The organism is Blastococcus brunescens (assembly GCF_035320885.1).
GTDB lineage: Bacteria > Actinomycetota > Actinomycetes > Mycobacteriales > Geodermatophilaceae > Blastococcus_B > Blastococcus_B brunescens.
Window position 1 is genome coordinate 2705719 of record NZ_CP141261.1, and the last position, 17531, is coordinate 2723249.

Consider the following 17531-nt stretch of genomic DNA (forward strand, 5'->3'; position numbering starts at 1 on the left):
TACTCAGCACCCCCGCGTGCGTGGATACTGCGCGCCGTGGCGACCGCCACCGCGCCCGCCGACGGCGATGCATTCGTCGGCCGCACCGCCGAGCTCGCGGAGCTGTCGGCCGGGATCGTCGCGGCCACCGCCGGCCGGGGCGGCCTCCTGCTGCTCAGCGGGCCGGCCGGGATCGGCAAGACCCGCACCGTCGAGGAGGCCACGGCCCGAGCGCCCGCCGTCGCCTGGGGGCGGTGCGTCGACGACCCCGGTGCACCACCGTTGTGGCCGTGGCGGCGGGTCGTCCGCACCCTGCCCGAGGTCCGGGTCTCCGTGGCGCAGGCGCTGTCGGGGATCGACCTGCTGCGCGAGGGATCGGCCGACCCCGAGGCGGCGCGGTTCACGCTGATCGCGACCGCGACCGAGGCGCTGGTCGACGCAGCCGAGCCGGGTGGCCTGGTCGTCGTCCTCGAGGACCTGCACTGGGCCGACGAGACCTCGCTGCGGCTGCTGCGCCACCTGGCCGGCGAGCTGCAGCGCTCCCGGCTGCTGGTCGTCGGCACCTACCGCGACCCGGCCGGCGGGCCGGACGACCGTCCACTGGACCGCACCCTGCCCGAGCTCCTGCGCTGGCCCACCACCCGTGCCCTGCCGCTGGATCCCCTTACCGAGGACGACGTCCGGGCCTTCCTCCCGCGGGCCCCGGCAGCGGCGGTCCGCGAGGCGCACCGGCGCAGCGGCGGGAACCCGCTCTACCTGCGGGCGATCGCACGGACACCGACGTCGGCGTCCGGCGAGGATCGGCCGAGCTGCGGCACCTCGTCCGGACGACGCTGACGGCGCTGCCTCCCCGGTGCTCGACCTGCTCGACACCGCCGCGGTCCTGGGCGAGGAGGTCGACGCCGGCCGGGTGGCCATGGTGACCGGCCGCCCGGTGGACGAGGTGCGCAGCGGGCTGGACGCCGCGGTGCGGGCCGGCGTCCTCACGGCCGTGCCGGACGTGCCGGGCCGGCGGCGGTTCGCGCACGCGGTGGTGCGGGACGCCATCTACCGCGACCTCTCCCCAGCAGCCGGGAGGAACTGCACCGCCGCGCCGCCGCGGCGCTGGAGGAGGTGGCCACCGACGACGAGACGGTGGCCGGGCTCGTCGCCGGGCACTGGCTGCGCGCGGCCTCGGAACGGACGACGCTGCTGCGGGCGGTGGCCTGGGGCCGCCGCGCGGCCGAGGCGGCCACCCGCTCCCTGGCCTTCGACGAGGCCGCCCGCTTCCTCGCGATGGCCCTGAGCGCCGCCGACCGCGCCGGCCCCGAGCCGGGCGAACGAGCGGAGCTGCTGCTGGACCTCGCGACGGCGGAGTTCCGGGCCGGCCGGTTCGGCGAGAGCCTGGCGCACGCCACGGCGGCCTCGGACGCCGCCGTCTCGTGCGGACGCAGCGACCTGCTCGCTCCGGCGGCCCTCACCGTGCAGGACGTCGCCGCACCCGGCTTCCCCGGCGGTGCTCCGCATGTGCGAGCGGGCGCTCGCGGACCCGTCGCTGCGCCCGTCGCTCCGGGCCCGGCTGCTCGCCCAGTCGGCCTCGGTGCTGGCCGACGCCGGGCGGGGAACCGCCTCGACGGCCCACGCGACGGAGGCCCTGACCCTGGCCGAGGAGAGCGGTGACCCGCAGGCGGTCATCGACGCCGTCCGCGCCCGGATGAAGGCCCACCCCACCGCGCTGCCCCGGGAGGAGCGGCTCCGCCTGGGCATGCTGGCCATCGAGCACGCATCGGTGACCGGGCAGCCCCTGGCCGAGCTCTGGGGTGCCAAGTGGCGCATCGACGCGGCTCTCGAGACCGGCGACCTGGCGACGGTCGACGACGAGCTGGCCCGCGTCAGGGCGCTGGCGCAGCGCACCCGGCTGCCGCTGGTCCGGTGGCACGACCTGCGGCTGCGCGCGTCCGTCTCGGCCCTGCACGGCCGGTTCCCGGAGGCGCTGGCGCTCAACGAGCAGGCCCGCCTCGTCGGGGCGACGGAGCTGGCCCAGGACCTGTCCGCCGCGGGCATGTCGGGAGCCTTCCTCTACCAGTACGCGATGGTCACCGGGAAGGCGGCAGACCTGGACAGCGAGGCGGTCGCGCTGATGGACCTGGCCGACGACGTGCCGATCGTGCAGGCGAGCCGGACCGTCGTCGCCCTCGTCGCCGGACGGCGGGACGAGGCCGAGGCCCGGTACGCGGCCCTGCGGCCCCGGCTGACCGACCCGGACTTCGTGGAGTCGGCCGGCGTCGCCGAGACGCTCGTGCCGCTGGTCGAGGAGTTCGGCGACGCAGCGGCGGCCGAGGCGCTCGGGGGATCGTCGCCACGTTCGGCCTGGACGCCGGCGGCGCGGGTGTCTACTGCTGCGGCTCGACGGAGGTCCTGCTCGGCCGGCTCGCCGCGGTGCGGGGCGGGTGGGACGAGGCGATCTCGCACTTCGAGGAGGCGCTGCGGGTCGACACGCGGACCGGGGCCCGGCCCGCCGCCGTCAACGACCGGGTGGGACTGGCCGCGGCCCTCGTCCAGCGGGGCCGGGCGGCCGACCTGCCGAGGGCGGGTGAGCTGGCCCGGTCGGCGCTGGCGGAGGCCAGGCGGCTCGACATGCCGGGACCGGCGCGGCGGTCGGCCGCGCTGGTCGAGGCCGCCGGCCGGGCGGCGCGGGCCACCGACCCGCTGACCGCCCGCGAGCGGGAGATCGCCGGCCTGGTGTCGGCCGGGCTCACCAACCGCCAGATCGCCGGGCGGCTGTTCCTGTCCGCGCGGACCGTGGAGACCCACGTGCGCAACATCCTGACGAAGCTGTGCCTGGCGAACCGCACGCAGCTGGCCGCCGCCGTCCTCGGGGACGTGCCCGCGACCCGTGGGTGAGCGGCCGTGGCCTCAGCGGGCCGGCGGCACAGCGACCAGGTGCGGCCGGTTCCGGCCGGGCAGGCAGGCCAGCGCGGCGAGCCCGAGGGCGACACCGTCCTCGACGAGCGCCGCCTGGAGGGCGGGCACCCGGCCGGCGGCCCACCTCCGCCACCGGAGACCGGCCAGGGAGCCCAGGACCGCCCCGGCCATCCCGACCACGGCGGGCAGCGCGCCGTTGGCCCGTTCGCGGGCGGCCAGCCGGGCGCCGCCCTCGGCGCCGTAGAGGACGCGCGCGGTCAGCGGGCCCGCGGCGTCGCGGGGCGGCGCGTCCGGGTGCTTGTCTGCGACGAGCTCGGCCGTCAGCCCCGCTGCCGCGAACGCCTTGCCGGCCAGGACGCGGCGGCGGGTGGTGTCGCGGTCGCGGACGACCGCCGAGGTCGACGCGGTCAGGACGGGGCCCGCGAAACCGAGCGCGCTGCGGCTGCCGGCCGCCACGCCGAGGAGCGCGGACCGCAGCACCACGCCCGCCCCGGCCGGGCGGCGCGGGGTCGCGCGCTCGCGGTCGGTCGGCATCGTCTCGAGCACGGTCTGCACCGCCGCCCCGTACGCCAGGTGCGGAGCCGCGTCGGCCAGCCAGTCGCTCGCCGTCCAGCCGCGGGGATCGCTGATGCCCAGCAGGGCGACGGGGACGTCGGTCGCCGCCATCGCCGCGGCACCGGTGACCACCGCCCCCACCGGTGCCGGGAAGCGCACGCCGTAGGACCGCACCCCGCTGGCGAGCACACCGACGCCCAGTCCGTTGACCATGCCGGCGAGCGCTCCCAGCGCCGACCGGCGCGACTGCCGGGCCGTCCCGCGGCCCGGCACCCGGCGCCCGGTTCCCGCCGCGAGGGCATCGACGACCCGCTCGGGCACGTCGCTGGCCGGACGCCCGCGCAGGGCCATGTCCAGGTAGCCGACGAGGTTCAGCGCGGTGGTGCCGGCCGCGCCTGCGACCAGGCCACGGGAGAGGGAGCGGGTCATGCCCCGACCCTCGCCACCCGCGCCGTCGACGGCAAGCCGGAGCGGCGCGTCGGCCCTCGTCACAGCAGCGCGTCGACCGCGTGCTGGGCGTCGCGGATGCAGGCGGGCACCCCGACGCCGCGGAAGGCGGCCCCGGCGATCGCCAGGCCCGGGACCTCGCTCACCGCGGTGCGGACGGCATCGACCCGGGCGGGGTGCCCCACCAGGTACTGCGGCAGGCCACCGCCCCAGCGCACGATCCGGGTCTCCAGCGGCTCGGGCCGGTCGAGGCCGAGCAGGTCGGCGACGTCGGCGACGACGGCGGCGGTGAGGTCCTCGTCCGAGCGCTGCAGCTCCGACTCGTCCCGGAACCGGCCGACCGACGACCGGACGAGCAGCGCCGGCCCACCCGCCAGGTGCGGCCACTTCGCCGACGACACGGTGACTCCCTTGACCAGCCGCCCGGCGACCGGCGGCACGAGCAGTCCGGATCCGGCGTCCACGTCCTGCGCCGGGAACGCCATCGCGATCACCGCCATCGACGCGTACGGGATGCCCTGCAGCGGCTCGACCGCGTCCGGCACCAGCGCGCCGATCAGCCGGGCGGCCTTCTGCGCCGGCGCGGTCACCAGGACGACGTCCGCGGTCAGCAGCTCGGGTGCCGCCGCCGGGCCGACGGAGAGCTCGAAGCCGGCGGCCGTCCGCCGCAGTCCGTGCGCCGGGGTGCGCAGCCGGACGACGGCCCCCGCTGCGGCGACGAGGGCGTCGGGCAGCGCACCGATCCCGTCGGCCACGGTCGCGAACACCGGGCCGTCGGCGTCACCGCGGCTGCGCGCCCCGGCGTCGCGGGAGGCCGCAGCCGCGGCCAGCACGGAACCGGCCGCCGGCAGGTGCGCGGCCAGCGCCGGCATCGTCGCCGCCAGCGACAGCTCGTCGGCCCGGCCCGCGTACACCCCGCCCAGCAGTGGCTCGACCAGCCGGTCCACGACCTCGTCGCCGAGCCGCTCGCGCAGCAGCGCGCCGACCGCGACGTCGCCGTCCAGGGCCAGCGGCGGCAGGTCGGCCTCGGCCCGCACGCGGGCCACCCCTGCACCGAGAGGATCCCGTCCAGGCCGTCGGCCGACGCCGGCACCCCGAGGACGGTCCCGGCCGGCAGTGGGTGCCGGCCGTCGGGCAGCACGACCGACGCCTGGGTGGTCGCGGGGGCGACCAGCCGGTCGGCCAGCCCGAGGTCCTCGATCAGCCGCACCGCCTCGGGCACGCGGGCCAGCACGGCCTCGGGGCCGGTGTCGTACCAGTGCCCCGCCAGCTCGACCCGGTGCAGCTTGCCGCCGATCCGCCTCCCCGCCTCGAGCACGACGATCTCGTCGTCCGGACGGCGGCGCCGCCACTCGAACGCGGCCGCCAGCCCGGTGATCCCGGCCCCGACGACGACCAGCCGGGTCATCGCGTGCTGAGCTCGTGCACCAGCTCGACGACGTGGGTGAGCACGCCGGGGTCGGTGTCGGGCAGGACGCCGTGGCCGAGGTTGAAGACGTGCCCGCGGGCGGCGCGGCCCTGCTCGACCACCCGGCGGACCTCGCGGTCGACCGTCGCGCGGTCGGAGAGGAGCACGGCCGGGTCGAGGTTGCCCTGCAGCGAGCGCCGCGGGCCCACCCTCCGGGCGGCCTCGTCGAGCGGGATCCGCCAGTCCACCCCGACGACGTCGGCGCCCGCGTCGCCGATCAGCGGCAGCAGCTCCCCGGTGCCCACCCCGAAGTGGATGCGGGGGACGTCCCGCTCACCCAGGCCGTCGAACACCGCACGCGAGTGCGGCAGGACCCGTTCGGCGTAGTCGGCGGCCGACAGCACGCCGGCCCAGGAGTCGAACAGCTGGACCGCGGAGGCGCCGGCGTCGACCTGGGCGCGCAGGAAGGTGGCCGCCGAGACCGCGAGCCGGTCCAGCAACCGGCCCCACGCCTCCGGCTCGGCGTACATGAAGGCCTTGGTGCGGGCGTGCTCCTTCGACGGGCCGCCCTCGATGAGGTACGTGGCGAGCGTGAACGGCGCACCGGCGAAGCCGATCAGCGGCGTCGGGCCGAGCTCGGCGACCAGCCGGCGCACCGCCGTGTCCAGGAAGGCCAGCCGTTCGGGCTCCAGCGGCGGCAGCGCGTCGACGTCGGCGGGCGAGCGGATCGGCGAGGCGATGACCGGGCCGATCCCCGGCTTGATGTCGAGGTCCACCCCGGCCACGAGCAGCGGCAGCACGATGTCGGAGAACAGGATCGCCGCGTCCACCTGGTGCCGGCGGACCGGCTGGAGCGTGATCTCGGTGACCAGGTCGGGGTCCTGGCAGGCGGCGAGCATCGCGGTGCCCGCGCGCAGCGCCCGGTACTCCGGCAGGGACCGGCCGGCCTGGCGCATGAACCACACCGGCGTCCGGCTCACCGGCAGCCCCCGGGCGGCACGGACGAGGTCGGAGTCGGAGGGCAGGCCCGAGGGCGCAGGGTGGGGGCGGTGCTCACGACCGCCGATCCTCCCAGACGCCGGCGAGCCGCCGGAGCGGCGACCGCGATCACGCAGGTCGGCGGACGGTTGCGGCGCGTCGGGCGCGGTGTGCTATCTCGCGGCCTACCCTGCCACCGTGGAGCCGACCAGCCTGGCCAGTGCCGGGAACCGAGGCAGGGACGCGGGCGGGGACGAACCCCCGCCGAGTTCCGTGCCGCCCTGGACGCGCTCGCGACCGTCCGTGCCCGCCCCGAGATCGTGCTGGAGCAGATTCCCGCACCGCAGCGGCTGGCGCCCTTCGCGCACGCCGTGGCCGCGCGGGTGGCCGAGACCGACCCCGACGGCGGCGACGACTTCGAGATCGCCAACGCGCGCTTCATCGTGCTCTTCGACCCCGAGGGCACGAGGCGTGGAAGGGCACCACGCGCTGCGTGGGCTACCTCTCCGCCGCCACCGACGAGGAACTGGTCGACGACACCATGTTCTCCGAGGTGGCCTGGAGCTGGCTCACCGACGCGCTGACCGAGGCCGGAGCCGAGCACCACGCCGTCGGCGGCACGGTCACCCGCACCGCCTCCACCCGCTTCGGCGACCTCGCCGGCCCCGAGCACAGCGTCGACGTCGAGATGCGCGCGTCGTGGACGGCGGAGGACGGCGGCTTGGACCGCCACCTTCAGGCCTGGCTCGACGTCCTGGGCAACGCGGCCGGGCTGCCCCCGCCGGGAGTGCGGCTGCTGGGTCCCTCCGACCGGACCGGGAGCGAGACTCTCTAACATCGGCAGGGCCAGACGGTGGGCGCTGGCCCGACCGACGAGGACCGGCAAGAAGGTGGACGGCAACTGAGCACCGAGCCCGCTCCCTCCGCTGCGGACGACGCCGCCGCTCCGGAGGCGTCGCCTCCCGCAGTGCCGCTCCTCGCACCCCGCGACGGCCTGCCCCCGGTCGTCGAGACCTCGACCCAGCTGGTCGAGTACGCCGAGGCGCTGCGCGCCGGCACCGGGCCGGTCGCCGTCGATGCCGAACGGGCCTCCGGCTACCGCTACGGCCAGAAGGCCTACCTGGTGCAGATGCGCCGCAACGGCTCGGGCAGCGGGCTGATCGACCCCGTTCCCCTGCCCGACCTGTCGGTGATCCAGGACGCCGTCGCCGACACCGAGTGGGTGCTGCACGCGGCGAACCAGGACCTGCCGTGCCTGGCCGAGATCGGCCTGGTCCCCCGGCGCATCTTCGACACCGAGCTGGCCGCCCGGCTGGCGGGGCTGCCCCGGGTCGGCCTCGGCGCCGTCGTCGAGTCGCTGCTGGGCTTCTCGCTGCAGAAGGGCCACTCCGCCGCCGACTGGAGCACCCGGCCGCTGCCCGAGGAGTGGCTGGTCTACGCCGCGCTCGACGTGGAGGTCCTGGTCGACCTCCGCGACGCGCTCGCCGCGATCCTCGACGAGCAGGGCAAGACCGAGTGGGCGCGACAGGAGTTCGAAGCGATCCTCGCCGCCGGTCCCCCGGCGCCGAAGACCGATCCGTGGCGGCGCACCTCCGGCGTGCACGGCCTGCGCAGCCGCCGCCAGCTGGCGATGCTGCGCAGCCTCTGGGAGGCGCGCGACGACATGGCCCGACGCCGCGACATCGCGCCCGGCCGGGTGCTCCCCGACTCGGCGATGGTCGCCGCCGTCCAGGCCGACCCGGCCAACGAGGGCGCCCTGCTCGAGCTGCCGGTGTTCCGGGGACGTGCCAACCGCAAGCTCGTCGCCACCTGGTTCGGCGCGATGGCCCGCGGCAAGGTCCTGCCCGAGGCCGAGTTGCCCCTGCACAGCAAGTCCGGTGACGGGCCGCCACCGGTGAACCGCTGGGCCGACCGCGACCCCGCGGCCGCGAACCGGCTGCAGGCCGCCCGCGCCGGGCTGGCCGAGATCTCGGAGAAGCACTCCGTGCCGGTGGAGAACATCCTGTCACCGGACCTCGTCCGCCGGATCATGTGGAGTCCGCCGGAGCCGCGGGACGCCGCGACCGTGGCCGACGCGCTGCGGGCCGGTGGCGCCCGCGCGTGGCAGGTGGAGCTCACCCTCGCCGTCCTCACCGACGCCGTCGGGAAGGCCTGACCCGCTCGTCGTTACGCGATCGTGACGGTTCCCCGTGGGTCCGCCCGGCACGCTGCTGCGTGTAGGGGACACGGGTGGCGGGAGGACCGGCGTGGACGGCGACGGCGCGGCCGAGGACGTCCTGTCCTTCGCCGAGTTCGTCGGCCGCCAGCAGCGGGCGCTGCTGCGGCTGGCCTACCTCCTGGCCGGTGACCGCGGGCATGCGGAGGACCTCGTGCAGACGGCGTTGATGAAGACCTACCGGCACTGGGACCGGATCGTCGCGCGCGGGGAGCCGTCGGCCTACGTCCGCCGCGCGCTGGTGACCACCCACACCAGCTGGCGCCGCCGGGCGTGGCACCGCGAGCAGCCCACCGGCCGGCTGCCCGACGTCGCGGCCCCGGACGACGGCGACCGGCACGACCGCGACGAGGCGCTCGCCCGTGCGCTCGCCGCGCTGCCCCCGCGGATGCGCGCCACGGTCGTGCTCCGCTACTACGAGGACCTCTCCGAGCTGCAGACGGCGCAGCTGATGGGCTGCTCGGAGAGCACGGTGAACACCCAGGCCGCGCGGGGTGGCCCGGCTGCGCGCGGCCCTCTCCGCCGGCCCGGTGCCCGCCGCCGACGCCGTCCCCCGCCCGAGGGCATCCCGGTGACCCCCGAGGAGGAGGTGCGCGCCGGGCTGCACGTCCTGGCCGACCGCGCCGGAACCCCGTCGACCGACGCCCCGGCGCTCGCCCGGTCGGTGGCCGGCCGGGCCGGGGACCGGCGACGCAGGCAGCGGAACCTGCTGGCCGCCGCCGGGGCCGTCGTGCTGCTCGCGATCGCCGTCCCGCGGCTGGTGGACCGACCGCAGGAGGCGGCTCCCGCCTCCGGTCAGGTGTCGGAGATCCCGCGGGCCACGGGGGCCGTGCCCCCGCCGGTGGAGTTCTTCGACGCGCCTCCCCGCGGCTCCCTCACGGACGACGAGGCGTTCCTCGACGGGCTCCGGGCGATCCCTGGACGGCGGAACCACCCGTGCGTGCCCCCGACGGGACGATCCTCTACTACCTCCCCGACCCGCCGGTCGACGCCCGCCGGGTGGTGTACGCCGGCGACGTGCCGGGGGCCGCTGGGCCCTCGTCGTCGGCTGGACCACCGACGTGCCGCCCGAAGCCGCGGACCTGCCTCCCGACGTCCAGCCGAACCGTGTGCTGGCGGCGACGTGGTTCACCGGTCCCCCGGGGGCCGACGTCGAGCAGATGACCTCGGTGATCGGGCCCCAGGCCGTCGCGGGCGACTGGCCGGTGGCCCTGTCCGACCCGCGCACCGGCACGCTCGTCGTCGTGGCCGCCCCGGGCGACGACGTCGAGGTGTCGCGGCGGCCGCTCGTCGACGCCGACGGCCGGACCTCCCGCGTATGGCGCCCCGTCGCGACCGACGACGGCGTGGCCGTCACGCAGATGCTGCCCTTCCCCGTGCCTACGACGGCTCGACCTCCTACCGCGTCCTGCGCGACGGCCAGGTCCAGGCGCGGGACATGCCGTGGTCGCTCCCCGACCCCGAGCACGTCGACCAGCCGCCGCCGATCGAGTACCCGCGCGGCCGGCCCGACGCCCTGGGCGAGCGGGCCGCGTGGTTCGCCGTCGCGTACGTGCTCGACGAGCTGGGCCTGCCGCCCGCGCAGACCACTGTCACCGCCCAGTGGGTGGGCCGCCTGCCGAGCGGGCCGGCCGGCCAGGCCGCGGTCGTCACGGTCACCCTGCCCAGCGGCGCGCTGGTGGTGTCGGCGCAGTGGATCTCCCCGAGGGGCCGGATGGGTCGACGACGGGTGCGTTCTGCGGGCTGGAGATCCTGCCGGCCGGTCCACCGGCCGAGCGCCGCGTCCAGGCCGCCGCCTGCGACGTCGTCGACTCCACGACCGGCGCCCCGATGAGCACCGACCTCGTGGTGGTCGGCCCGCCGGAGGTGGCACTGATCCGCACCTACGACGGCGACCGGGTGTTCCTCGCCGAGCACTCGGCACAGGACGGCGTCCTCACCGTTCCGCTACCGCCGGGCACCAGGTCCGTCGAGGCGGTCACCGGGGGCGGGGTGACCCTCGGCCGGGTCGACCTGCTCGGGCACGCGGTGGACTTCGGCGACTGAGCGGCCCGGCGCCGGCGGGCGGGGAGGTCGTCCTGCCGCCCGCCGGGGACGTGGCACGGCGGGCGGCAGGAGTTCGTGGCTCCGCGTGGCGGGCGAGGTTCCCGCCCTCAGCGTCTGACGGACGCCGACCGTCGGCGAGCCAGGGCGTCGACGCTCGCCGCCAGCAGCAGCACACCCCCGGTGATCACGAAGTTCAGGTACGCCGCGACACCGAGCAGGCCCAGGCCGTTGGCGATGATCGCGATGACCAGGCCACCCAGGACGGCGTCGCGGGCGCGCCCGCGGCCCCCGAAGAGGCTCGTCCCACCGATGACCGCGGCGCCCACCGCGTAGAGCAGCGTGTTGCCGGCACCCGCGTCCGGCGTCACCGAGCTGAGCCGCGACGTGGCGAGGATGCCGCTGATCGCGGCCAGGCTGGACGAGATCACGAACGCGGCCACCCGGATCCGCGTCACGTTGATGCCCGCGCGGCGGGCGGCCTCGGCGTTGCCCCCACGGCGTACATGTGCCGCCCGAAGCTGGTGCGCGACAGCACGAAGGTGACGACCAGCAGGAGGACGACGACGAGCGGGACCGCGTACGGGATGCCGGCCAGGTCGATGGCGGCGGCCAGCGCCCGGTCGACGCTGAGGATGGCGGTCACCCCGAGGGCGACGACGGTGATGAGCGCGATCCGGACGAGGACGAGCGCCAGCGGCTGGCGAGCCAGGTCCTGCGCGCGCTTCGCCCGCCAGCGGTACAGCTCGACGGCGGCGTACACCACGGCCACCAGGACGGCGAGGATCCACCCGAGCGTCACGGGCAGGTTCTCGTTGGCCAGCGCGCGGATCACCGGCTCGCGCACCGGCACGGTCCCGCCCTGCCCGATCAGCCGCAGGGTCACCCCTGCCAGCCCAGGAACAGCGCCAGGGTCACCACGAACGAGGGGATCCCGATCATCCCGACCAGCGACCCGGTGAACAGGCCGATCAACGCGCCGGTGGCGATCGCCGCCAGGACGGCGATCGGCCAGGACAGCCCGGCCTGGACCAGCAGCTGGGCGAGCACCGCGGAGCAGACGCCGCTGACGACACCGGCCGACAGGTCGATCTCCCCGAGGAGCAGGACGAAGACCAGGCCCATCGCGAGCACGATGATCGGCGTCGCCTGGACCAGCAGGTTGGAGAGGTTCAGCGGGGTCAGGAAGGTGCCGGGCCGGAGCAGCGTGAACAGGATGCCGAGCGTGACGATCCCCAGGATCGCCGGGAGCGCACCGAGGTCACCGCCACGCAGCTTGTCCAGGTAGCCGCGGACGGCGCCCGCCATGGTGTTGTCCTGCCGGTCGCCCTCGAAGCCGGCGGCGGGCTTGTGCGGTCCGCTGGCTTCCGCGGCGGTCAGCGTGTTGCTCGACATGACGTCCCCTCAGTCCTCGAGGTCTTCGGCCGACAGGCCACGGTCGCCGGACCGGCCGGAGGTGATCAGCTCGATGACCTGGGTCCGGTCGACCTCGTCGATCGGGATGTCGGCGGCGACGCGCCCCAGGTACAGCGCCGCGACCCGGTCGGCCACCTCGAACACGTCGACCATGTTGTGGGTGATGAAGACGACCGCGTGCCCGGCGTCGGCCAGCCGACGGACGAGGTCGAGCACCTGGCGGGTCTGCGCCACGCCGAGCGCGGCCGTCGGCTCGTCCAGGATGACCAGCTTGGACTCCCAGAGCACCGCCTTGGCGATGGCGACGGTCTGTCGCTGGCCACCCGACAGGCTCGACACGAGCTGGCGGACCGACTTCAGGGTGCGCACCGACAGCTTGCTCAGCGTGTCCCGCGCCGCCTGCTCCATCGACTGCTCGTCGAGCACCATCCCGCGCTTGCGCTCGCGGCCCAGGAACATGTTCTGCACGACGTCGAGGTTGTCCGCCAGCGCGAGGTCCTGGTAGACGACCTCGATGCCGAGCTTGGCCGCGTCCCGAGGGCTGTGCAGCTGCACGGGCTGACCCTCGAAGCGGATCTCGCCGGAGTCGAACGGGTGGATGCCGGCGATGCACTTGATCAGCGTGCTCTTGCCGGCGCCGTTGTCGCCGACCAGCGCGGTCACCGTGCCCGGGTAGACCTTCAGGTCGACGTCGTGGAGCACCTGGACGGCGCCGAAGCTCTTGTCCACCCCGCGCAGCTCGAGGGTGGGCTCGCCGAGTGCGGTCGTGCCGGGGTTCCGATCAACAGCGGTCACGTGGGTACTTCCTGCCTGGACGGGCCGGTCGGGGCGCCCTCGATCGAGGGCGCCCCGACCGGGCGAGCGGGTTACTGGATGCCGAGCTCGGTGCAGGCGGCCGCGTACTCGCCGGTGCACACGTCCTCAGCGGTCTGGTAACCGTCTTCGATGACCTGGCTCACGTTCTCCCGGAAGATCGAGACGGGGTCCAGGAGGACCGCCGGCACCATGCGGTCGGCCTCGGTGTCCTCGACCTCGCCGTCGACCTCCGGGGTCTCACCGTTGACGAGCGCCACGGCCAGGTCGGCGAGCGCCTGGGCCTCATCCTGGATCGGCTTGTAGACCGTCATGCACTGGCGCCCGGCGAGGATGTTCTGCAGGCCCTCCGCGGTGGCGTCCTGCCCGGTGACCGGCACGGTTCCCGCGACGTTGTTGCGGCCCAGGATGGAGATGACCGCGTTGGCCAGCCCGTCGTTCGCCGCCAGCACGCCCTGGATGTCGCCACCGGCCTGGGTGTACATCTGCTCGAAGATCGTGGCGGCCTGCTGGTTGTCCCACTCGGGCACGGCCTGCTCGGCGACCTGCGTGTAGTTGTCCATCGGGTCGAGGACCTCGTGCGCGCCCTCGGAGAACAGCGTCGCGTTGTTGTCGTCCGGCGAGCCGTTGAGGAACGCGATGCTGGCCTCCACGTCACCGAGGCACTGGGCGAGCCCCTCCCCTGCAGGCGACCCACCTCGGTGTTGTCGAAGGACACGTAGTAGTCGGACTCGCCGCCGAGGGTCAGGCGGTCGTAGTCGATCGTCTGCACGCCCTGCTGCTCGGCCTGGCGCTGGATCGCCGCACCGGACGCGGAGTCCAGGTTGGTGATCGCCAGGACCGTGACGCCGCCGGTGATCATCTGCTCGGCGATGGTGGCCATCCGCTGGGCGTCGCCCTGGGCGTTCTGGATGTCGTACTCGACGCCGGCCTCCTCGAAGGCCTCCTCGAGCAGCGGCCGGTCCGCGGTCTCCCAGCGGGCCGAGGACGCCGTGTCGGGCAGGATGACGCCGACCTTGCCGGCCGCGTCCCCACCACCACCGCCGCCGCTGTCGCCGTCGTCGCCGCCGCAAGCCGTCAGTCCGAGGACGACGGCAACCGAGATCGCCGTCGTCAGGGTGCTCCGTCGCGCCATGAGGGCAGACCTACCTTTTGTTGGGGATGCATCGGAATTCGGCCGGATCATCCTGTCCAGGTCCTGACTGTGACCGCAAGCACAGGAGAGCACCGTTGCCGGACCGTGACCGACACGGTGACCCGCAGGGAGGCCGTCCGGCTTTGCCCGCCGGTTACCGGCGGGTAACTTGAACGGGCGAGCCCGCGCCCGGGCCGGAACCGAACTGCTGCGGAGGTCCTGTGACATCAGGAGAACGGCCACGCTCGCTGCGCCATGGAGGACGAGCTGTCGTCTTCGTCGACGGCGTGCGCACCCCTTCGGCAAGGCGGGACCTGCGGGCATCTACGCCGAGACCCGCGCCGACGACCTCGTCGTCCGGGTCATCCGCGAGCTCATGCGCCGCAACCCGGCGCTGCCGGCCGACCGCGTGGACGAGGTGGCCATCGCCGCCACGACCCAGATCGGCGACCAGGGCCTGACCCTCGGCCGGACCGCCGCGCTGCTGGCCGGGCTGCCGAAGTCCGTCCCCGGCTACTCGATCGACCGCATGTGCGCCGGCGCCATGACCGCCGTGACCACCACCGCCAGCGGCATCGCCTTCGGCGCCTACGACGTCGCCATCGCCGGCGGCGTCGAGCACATGGGCAACCACCCCATGGGCGAGGGCGTCGACCCCAACCCGCGGATCATCAGCGAGAAGCTGGTCGACCCCTCCGCGCTCGTCATGGGCTCGACCGCCGAGAACCTGCACGACCGCTTCCCGCACCTGACCAAGGAGCGCGCCGACGCGTTCGCGCTCGCCAGCCAGCAGAAGTACGCCAAGGCCGTCGCCAACGGCCAGATCGGCCCGGAGCTGGTGACCGTGGCCACCCGCTCCGCCGAGCACGGCTGGGGCGTCGCCACCGTCGACGAGCCGCCGAGGCCGCAGACGACCCTCGAGGGCCTGGGCACGCTCAAGACGCCGTTCCGCCCGCACGGGCACGTGACCGCCGGCAACGCGGCCGGGCTCAACGACGGTGCGACCGGCTGCCTGCTGGCCGCCGAGGATGTCGCCGAGGAACTCGGCCTGAACGTCGGCATGCGCCTGGTGGGCTACGGCTTCGTCGGCGTCGAACCCGAGGTGATGGGCATCGGCCCGGTGCCCTCCACCGAACGTGCGCTGCAGCGCACCGGCCTGACCATCGACGACATCGGCCTGTTCGAGCTCAACGAGGCCTTCGCCGTCCAGGTGCTCGCCTTCCTCGACCACTTCGGCATCGCCGACGACGACGAGCGGGTCAACCCGTGGGGCGGCGCCATCGCCGTCGGCCACCCGCTGGCCTCCTCCGGCGTCCGCCTGATGACCCAGCTGTCACGGCAGTTCGCCGAGCGGCCCGACGTCCGCTACGGCCTCACCGCCATGTGCGTGGGCCTGGGCATGGGCGCCACCGTGATCTGGGAGAACCCGAACTGGGAAGGTGCCGCCAAGTGACCACGGCTGTGTTCGAGAACGAGGTCGTGACGGCCGCCAAGGTCCGCTACCTGACCCTGCCGGGGCTCTCCGGCGAGTTCGCCCTGATCACCCTCGACAACGGGCACGACCACACCCGCCCGTCGACCTTCGGCCCGGGTGGCCTGGCCTCGCTGGACGCCGCGCTGGACGAGATCGCGGCCCACTCCCCGCGCCCGTGGCGGTCGGCGTGACCGGCAAGCCGTTCATCTTCGCGGTCGGCGCCGACCTCTCCGGCGTGCCGTCGGTGACCGACGCCGCCATGGCGCGGGAGATCGCGGAGACCGGCCACCGGGTGTTCCGCCGGCTGAAGGACGCCCCGGTCCCGACGTTCGCGTTCGTCAACGGGGTCGCGCTCGGCGGCGGCCTGGAGCTGGCGCTGCACTGCGAGTACCGGACGATCGCGTCGACGGCGATGGTCGCGTTCCCCGAGGTCTTCCTGGGGCTGCTGCCCGGCTGGGGCGGCACCCAGCTGCTGCCGAACCTGATCGGCATCGACCCCGCCGTCACGGTGGTCGTCGAGAACGCGCTGGCGCAGAACACGATGACCCCGGCACCGAAGGCCGCGACGCTGGGCATCGCCGACGCCGTCCTGGAGCCCGCGGACTTCCTGGAGCGCTCACTCGAGTGGGCCGTCGGCGTGCTCGACGGCTCCGTCGCCGTGGACCGCCCGGAGGTGGACCGGTCGGCGTGGGACGACGCGATCGGCCGCGCCCGCCAGGTCGTCGCCGCGCGCACCCGCAACGCCTCGCCGGGCGCTGTCCGGGCCGTGGAGCTCCTCGACCTCGCCCGGAACGGGGTGGACGGCGACGCGTTCACCGCCGGCACCGCGGCAGAGGACGACGCGCTCACCGAGCTGCTCACGAGCGACCCGCTGCGGGCCTCGCTCTACTCGTTCGACCTGGTGAACAAGCGGGCCAAGCGGCCGGCCGGCGCGCCGGACCGCAAGCTGGCCCGAAAGGTCACGAAGGTCGGCGTCGTGGGTGCGGGCCTCATGGCCTCGCAGCTGGCGATGCTGTTCGTCCGGCAGCTGAAGGTGCCGGTCGTGCTGACCGACATCGACCAGGCCCGCGTGGACAAGGGCGTGGCGTACGTGCACGGCGAGCTGGACAAGCTGGCCCTGCGCGGCCGGCTGAACCAGGACAAGCTCAACCAGCTCAAGGGCCTGGTCACCGGCTCGCTGTCCAAGGACGTCTTCGCCGACGCCGACCTCGTCATCGAGGCCGTGTTCGAGGAGATGTCGGTCAAGCAGCAGGTGTTCGCCGAGGTCGAGGCGATCGTGTCGCCCGAGTGCGTGCTGGCCACCAACACCTCCGCGCTGTCGGTGACCGAGATGGCGTCCAAGCTCGAGCATCCGGAGCGGGTCGTCGGCCTGCACTTCTTCAACCCGGTCGCGGTGCTCCCGCTGCTGGAGGTGGTCCGCGCCGAGCAGACCGACGACGCGACGCTGGCCACCGCCTTCGCCGTCGGGAAGTCGCTGAAGAAGTCGTGCGTGCTGGTCGCCGACGCCCCGGCGTTCGTGGTCAACCGGCTGCTCACCCGCTTCCTCGGCGAGGTCACCGCGTCGGTGGAGCAGGGCACCCCGGTGGCGGTCGCCGACCGCGCGCTCGACCCGCTGGGCCTGCCGATGACGCCGTTCGAGCTGCTCACGCTCGTCGGCCCGCCGGTGGCGCTGCACGTGGCCGAGCGCATGCACGAGGCCTTCCCCGACCGCTTCTCCGTGGGCGAGGGGCTCAGGAAGATGGTCGAGCTCGGCACGTCGTCGGTGTACAGCGAGCCGGGCGTCGTGGATCCCGACCTCGCGGGCATCGACGCCGGCGACTCCCCGCTCACCGAGGACGAGGTGCGCGAGCGGGCGGTCGAGGCACTGGCCCAGGAGATCCGGCTGATGCTGGACGAGGGCGTCGTGCAGGCGGTGCAGGACATCGACCTGTGCATGCTGCTCGGCGCCGGGTGGCCGTTCTGGCTGGGCGGCATCTCCGCCTACCTGGACCGGGCCGGCGTCTCCGAGCGTGTCACCGGCGAGCGGTTCCTGCCGCGCGGCGTGGCGTCGCTGCCGGCCTAGCCCCAGAGCCCGACGGCCCGGCCCCTCAGCGTCGAGGAGCCGGGCCGTCGTCGTGGGACGGGACGTCGCCCGTCGACCGACGCCCGGGCCTTGCTCGGGTTC

17 protein-coding genes and 3 pseudogenes are annotated in these 17531 nt (G+C 75.0%); 11 read left to right on the plus strand and 9 right to left on the minus strand.

Features of this window, described 5'->3' with window-relative positions; all coding sequences use genetic code 11:
- Positions 1–36: 36 nt before the first annotated feature.
- From U6N30_RS18040 to U6N30_RS18055, 4 genes are all read left to right on the plus strand, one after another.
- The gene (locus U6N30_RS18040) at positions 37–816 is read left to right on the plus strand and encodes an AAA family ATPase (protein WP_324273340.1); all 780 of its coding nucleotides are present in this window, start codon (positions 37–39) and stop codon (positions 814–816) included.
- Positions 817–832: 16 nt separating this feature from the next.
- A complete protein-coding gene (locus tag U6N30_RS18045) occupies positions 833–1264 on the plus strand; it encodes a hypothetical protein (RefSeq protein ID WP_324273341.1) in 432 nt (143 codons plus the stop codon).
- A gap of 219 nt (positions 1265–1483) precedes the next feature.
- A complete protein-coding gene (locus U6N30_RS18050) occupies positions 1484–2671 on the plus strand; it encodes a hypothetical protein (RefSeq protein ID WP_324273342.1) in 1188 nt (395 codons plus the stop codon).
- A complete protein-coding gene (locus U6N30_RS18055) occupies positions 2596–2862 on the plus strand; it encodes a helix-turn-helix domain-containing protein (RefSeq protein ID WP_324273343.1) in 267 nt (88 codons plus the stop codon). The genes U6N30_RS18050 and U6N30_RS18055 overlap by 76 nt, the downstream gene beginning before the upstream one ends.
- A 12-nt stretch (positions 2863–2874) precedes the next feature.
- Here the strand turns inward: U6N30_RS18055 and U6N30_RS18060 are convergent, their stop codons facing one another.
- From U6N30_RS18060 to hemE, 4 genes and pseudogenes are all read right to left on the minus strand, one after another.
- Positions 2875–3867: a hypothetical protein gene (locus tag U6N30_RS18060; RefSeq protein WP_324273344.1), complete on the minus strand. Its 993-nt coding sequence runs from the start codon at positions 3865–3867 to the stop codon at positions 2875–2877.
- Between the two features lie 59 nt (positions 3868–3926).
- Entirely contained in the window at positions 3927–4931 is a 1005-nt protein-coding gene (gene hemG / locus U6N30_RS18065) for a protoporphyrinogen oxidase (protein WP_324273345.1), read from the minus strand.
- Between the two features lie 95 nt (positions 4932–5026).
- Positions 5027–5293, minus strand: a pseudogene (locus U6N30_RS18070) (FAD-dependent oxidoreductase); the annotation flags it as partial.
- Entirely contained in the window at positions 5290–6360 is a 1071-nt protein-coding gene (hemE, locus tag U6N30_RS18075) for a uroporphyrinogen decarboxylase (protein ID WP_324278364.1), read from the minus strand. The pseudogene U6N30_RS18070 and the gene hemE, both read right to left, overlap by 4 nt.
- An 81-nt stretch (positions 6361–6441) precedes the next feature.
- On the opposite strand from hemE, the pseudogene U6N30_RS18080 reads away from it, so the two are divergent.
- The 4 genes and pseudogenes from U6N30_RS18080 to U6N30_RS18095 all read left to right on the plus strand — a co-directional run bounded on the left by U6N30_RS18080 (position 6442) and on the right by U6N30_RS18095 (position 10532).
- Positions 6442–7106, plus strand: a pseudogene (locus U6N30_RS18080) (DUF3000 domain-containing protein).
- A gap of 18 nt (positions 7107–7124) precedes the next feature.
- Positions 7125–8426 carry a ribonuclease D gene (locus tag U6N30_RS18085; RefSeq protein ID WP_324273346.1) on the plus strand — a complete coding sequence of 434 codons (1302 nt, stop codon included), beginning with the start codon at positions 7125–7127 and terminating at the stop codon, positions 8424–8426.
- A gap of 91 nt (positions 8427–8517) precedes the next feature.
- Complete coding sequence (locus U6N30_RS18090; protein ID WP_324273347.1) at positions 8518–10320, plus strand: SigE family RNA polymerase sigma factor; 1803 nt, start codon at positions 8518–8520, stop codon at positions 10318–10320.
- Positions 10317–10532 carry a hypothetical protein gene (locus U6N30_RS18095; RefSeq protein WP_324273348.1) on the plus strand — a complete coding sequence of 72 codons (216 nt, stop codon included), beginning with the start codon at positions 10317–10319 and terminating at the stop codon, positions 10530–10532. Before U6N30_RS18090 ends, U6N30_RS18095 begins: the two co-directional genes overlap by 4 nt.
- A 107-nt stretch (positions 10533–10639) precedes the next feature.
- On the opposite strand, the gene U6N30_RS18100 is transcribed toward U6N30_RS18095, so the two are convergent.
- From U6N30_RS18100 to U6N30_RS34125, 5 genes and pseudogenes are all read right to left on the minus strand, one after another.
- On the minus strand, positions 10640–10987 hold the full coding sequence (locus U6N30_RS18100) for an ABC transporter permease subunit (RefSeq protein WP_324273349.1): 348 nt from the start codon (positions 10985–10987) through the stop codon (positions 10640–10642).
- Positions 10984–11415: a hypothetical protein gene (locus U6N30_RS18105; RefSeq protein WP_324273350.1), complete on the minus strand. Its 432-nt coding sequence runs from the start codon at positions 11413–11415 to the stop codon at positions 10984–10986. The genes U6N30_RS18100 and U6N30_RS18105 overlap by 4 nt, the downstream gene beginning before the upstream one ends.
- Positions 11412–11924 carry an ABC transporter permease subunit gene (locus U6N30_RS18110; protein ID WP_324273351.1) on the minus strand — a complete coding sequence of 171 codons (513 nt, stop codon included), beginning with the start codon at positions 11922–11924 and terminating at the stop codon, positions 11412–11414. Before U6N30_RS18110 ends, U6N30_RS18105 begins: the two co-directional genes overlap by 4 nt.
- A 9-nt stretch (positions 11925–11933) precedes the next feature.
- Positions 11934–12740 (minus strand): ATP-binding cassette domain-containing protein, encoded by an 807-nt coding sequence (locus U6N30_RS18115; protein ID WP_324273352.1) that lies wholly within the window; start codon positions 12738–12740, stop codon positions 11934–11936.
- Between the two features lie 71 nt (positions 12741–12811).
- Positions 12812–14121 (minus strand): annotated as a pseudogene (locus U6N30_RS34125) (sugar ABC transporter substrate-binding protein).
- On the opposite strand from U6N30_RS34125, the gene U6N30_RS18130 reads away from it, so the two are divergent.
- Genes U6N30_RS18130 through U6N30_RS18140 form a run of 3 tightly spaced genes read left to right on the plus strand, consistent with a single transcriptional unit; the run spans position 14063 to position 17429 of the window.
- The gene (locus U6N30_RS18130; protein ID WP_324273355.1) at positions 14063–15346 is read left to right on the plus strand and encodes a thiolase family protein; all 1284 of its coding nucleotides are present in this window, start codon (positions 14063–14065) and stop codon (positions 15344–15346) included. The pseudogene U6N30_RS34125 and the gene U6N30_RS18130 sit on opposite strands and share 59 nt — an antisense overlap.
- The gene (locus tag U6N30_RS18135) at positions 15343–15558 is read left to right on the plus strand and encodes a hypothetical protein (RefSeq protein ID WP_324273356.1); all 216 of its coding nucleotides are present in this window, start codon (positions 15343–15345) and stop codon (positions 15556–15558) included. The genes U6N30_RS18130 and U6N30_RS18135 overlap by 4 nt, the downstream gene beginning before the upstream one ends.
- Positions 15543–17429 carry a 3-hydroxyacyl-CoA dehydrogenase NAD-binding domain-containing protein gene (locus U6N30_RS18140; protein WP_324273357.1) on the plus strand — a complete coding sequence of 629 codons (1887 nt, stop codon included), beginning with the start codon at positions 15543–15545 and terminating at the stop codon, positions 17427–17429. The genes U6N30_RS18135 and U6N30_RS18140 overlap by 16 nt, the downstream gene beginning before the upstream one ends.
- The last annotated feature ends 102 nt before the right edge of the window (positions 17430–17531 follow it).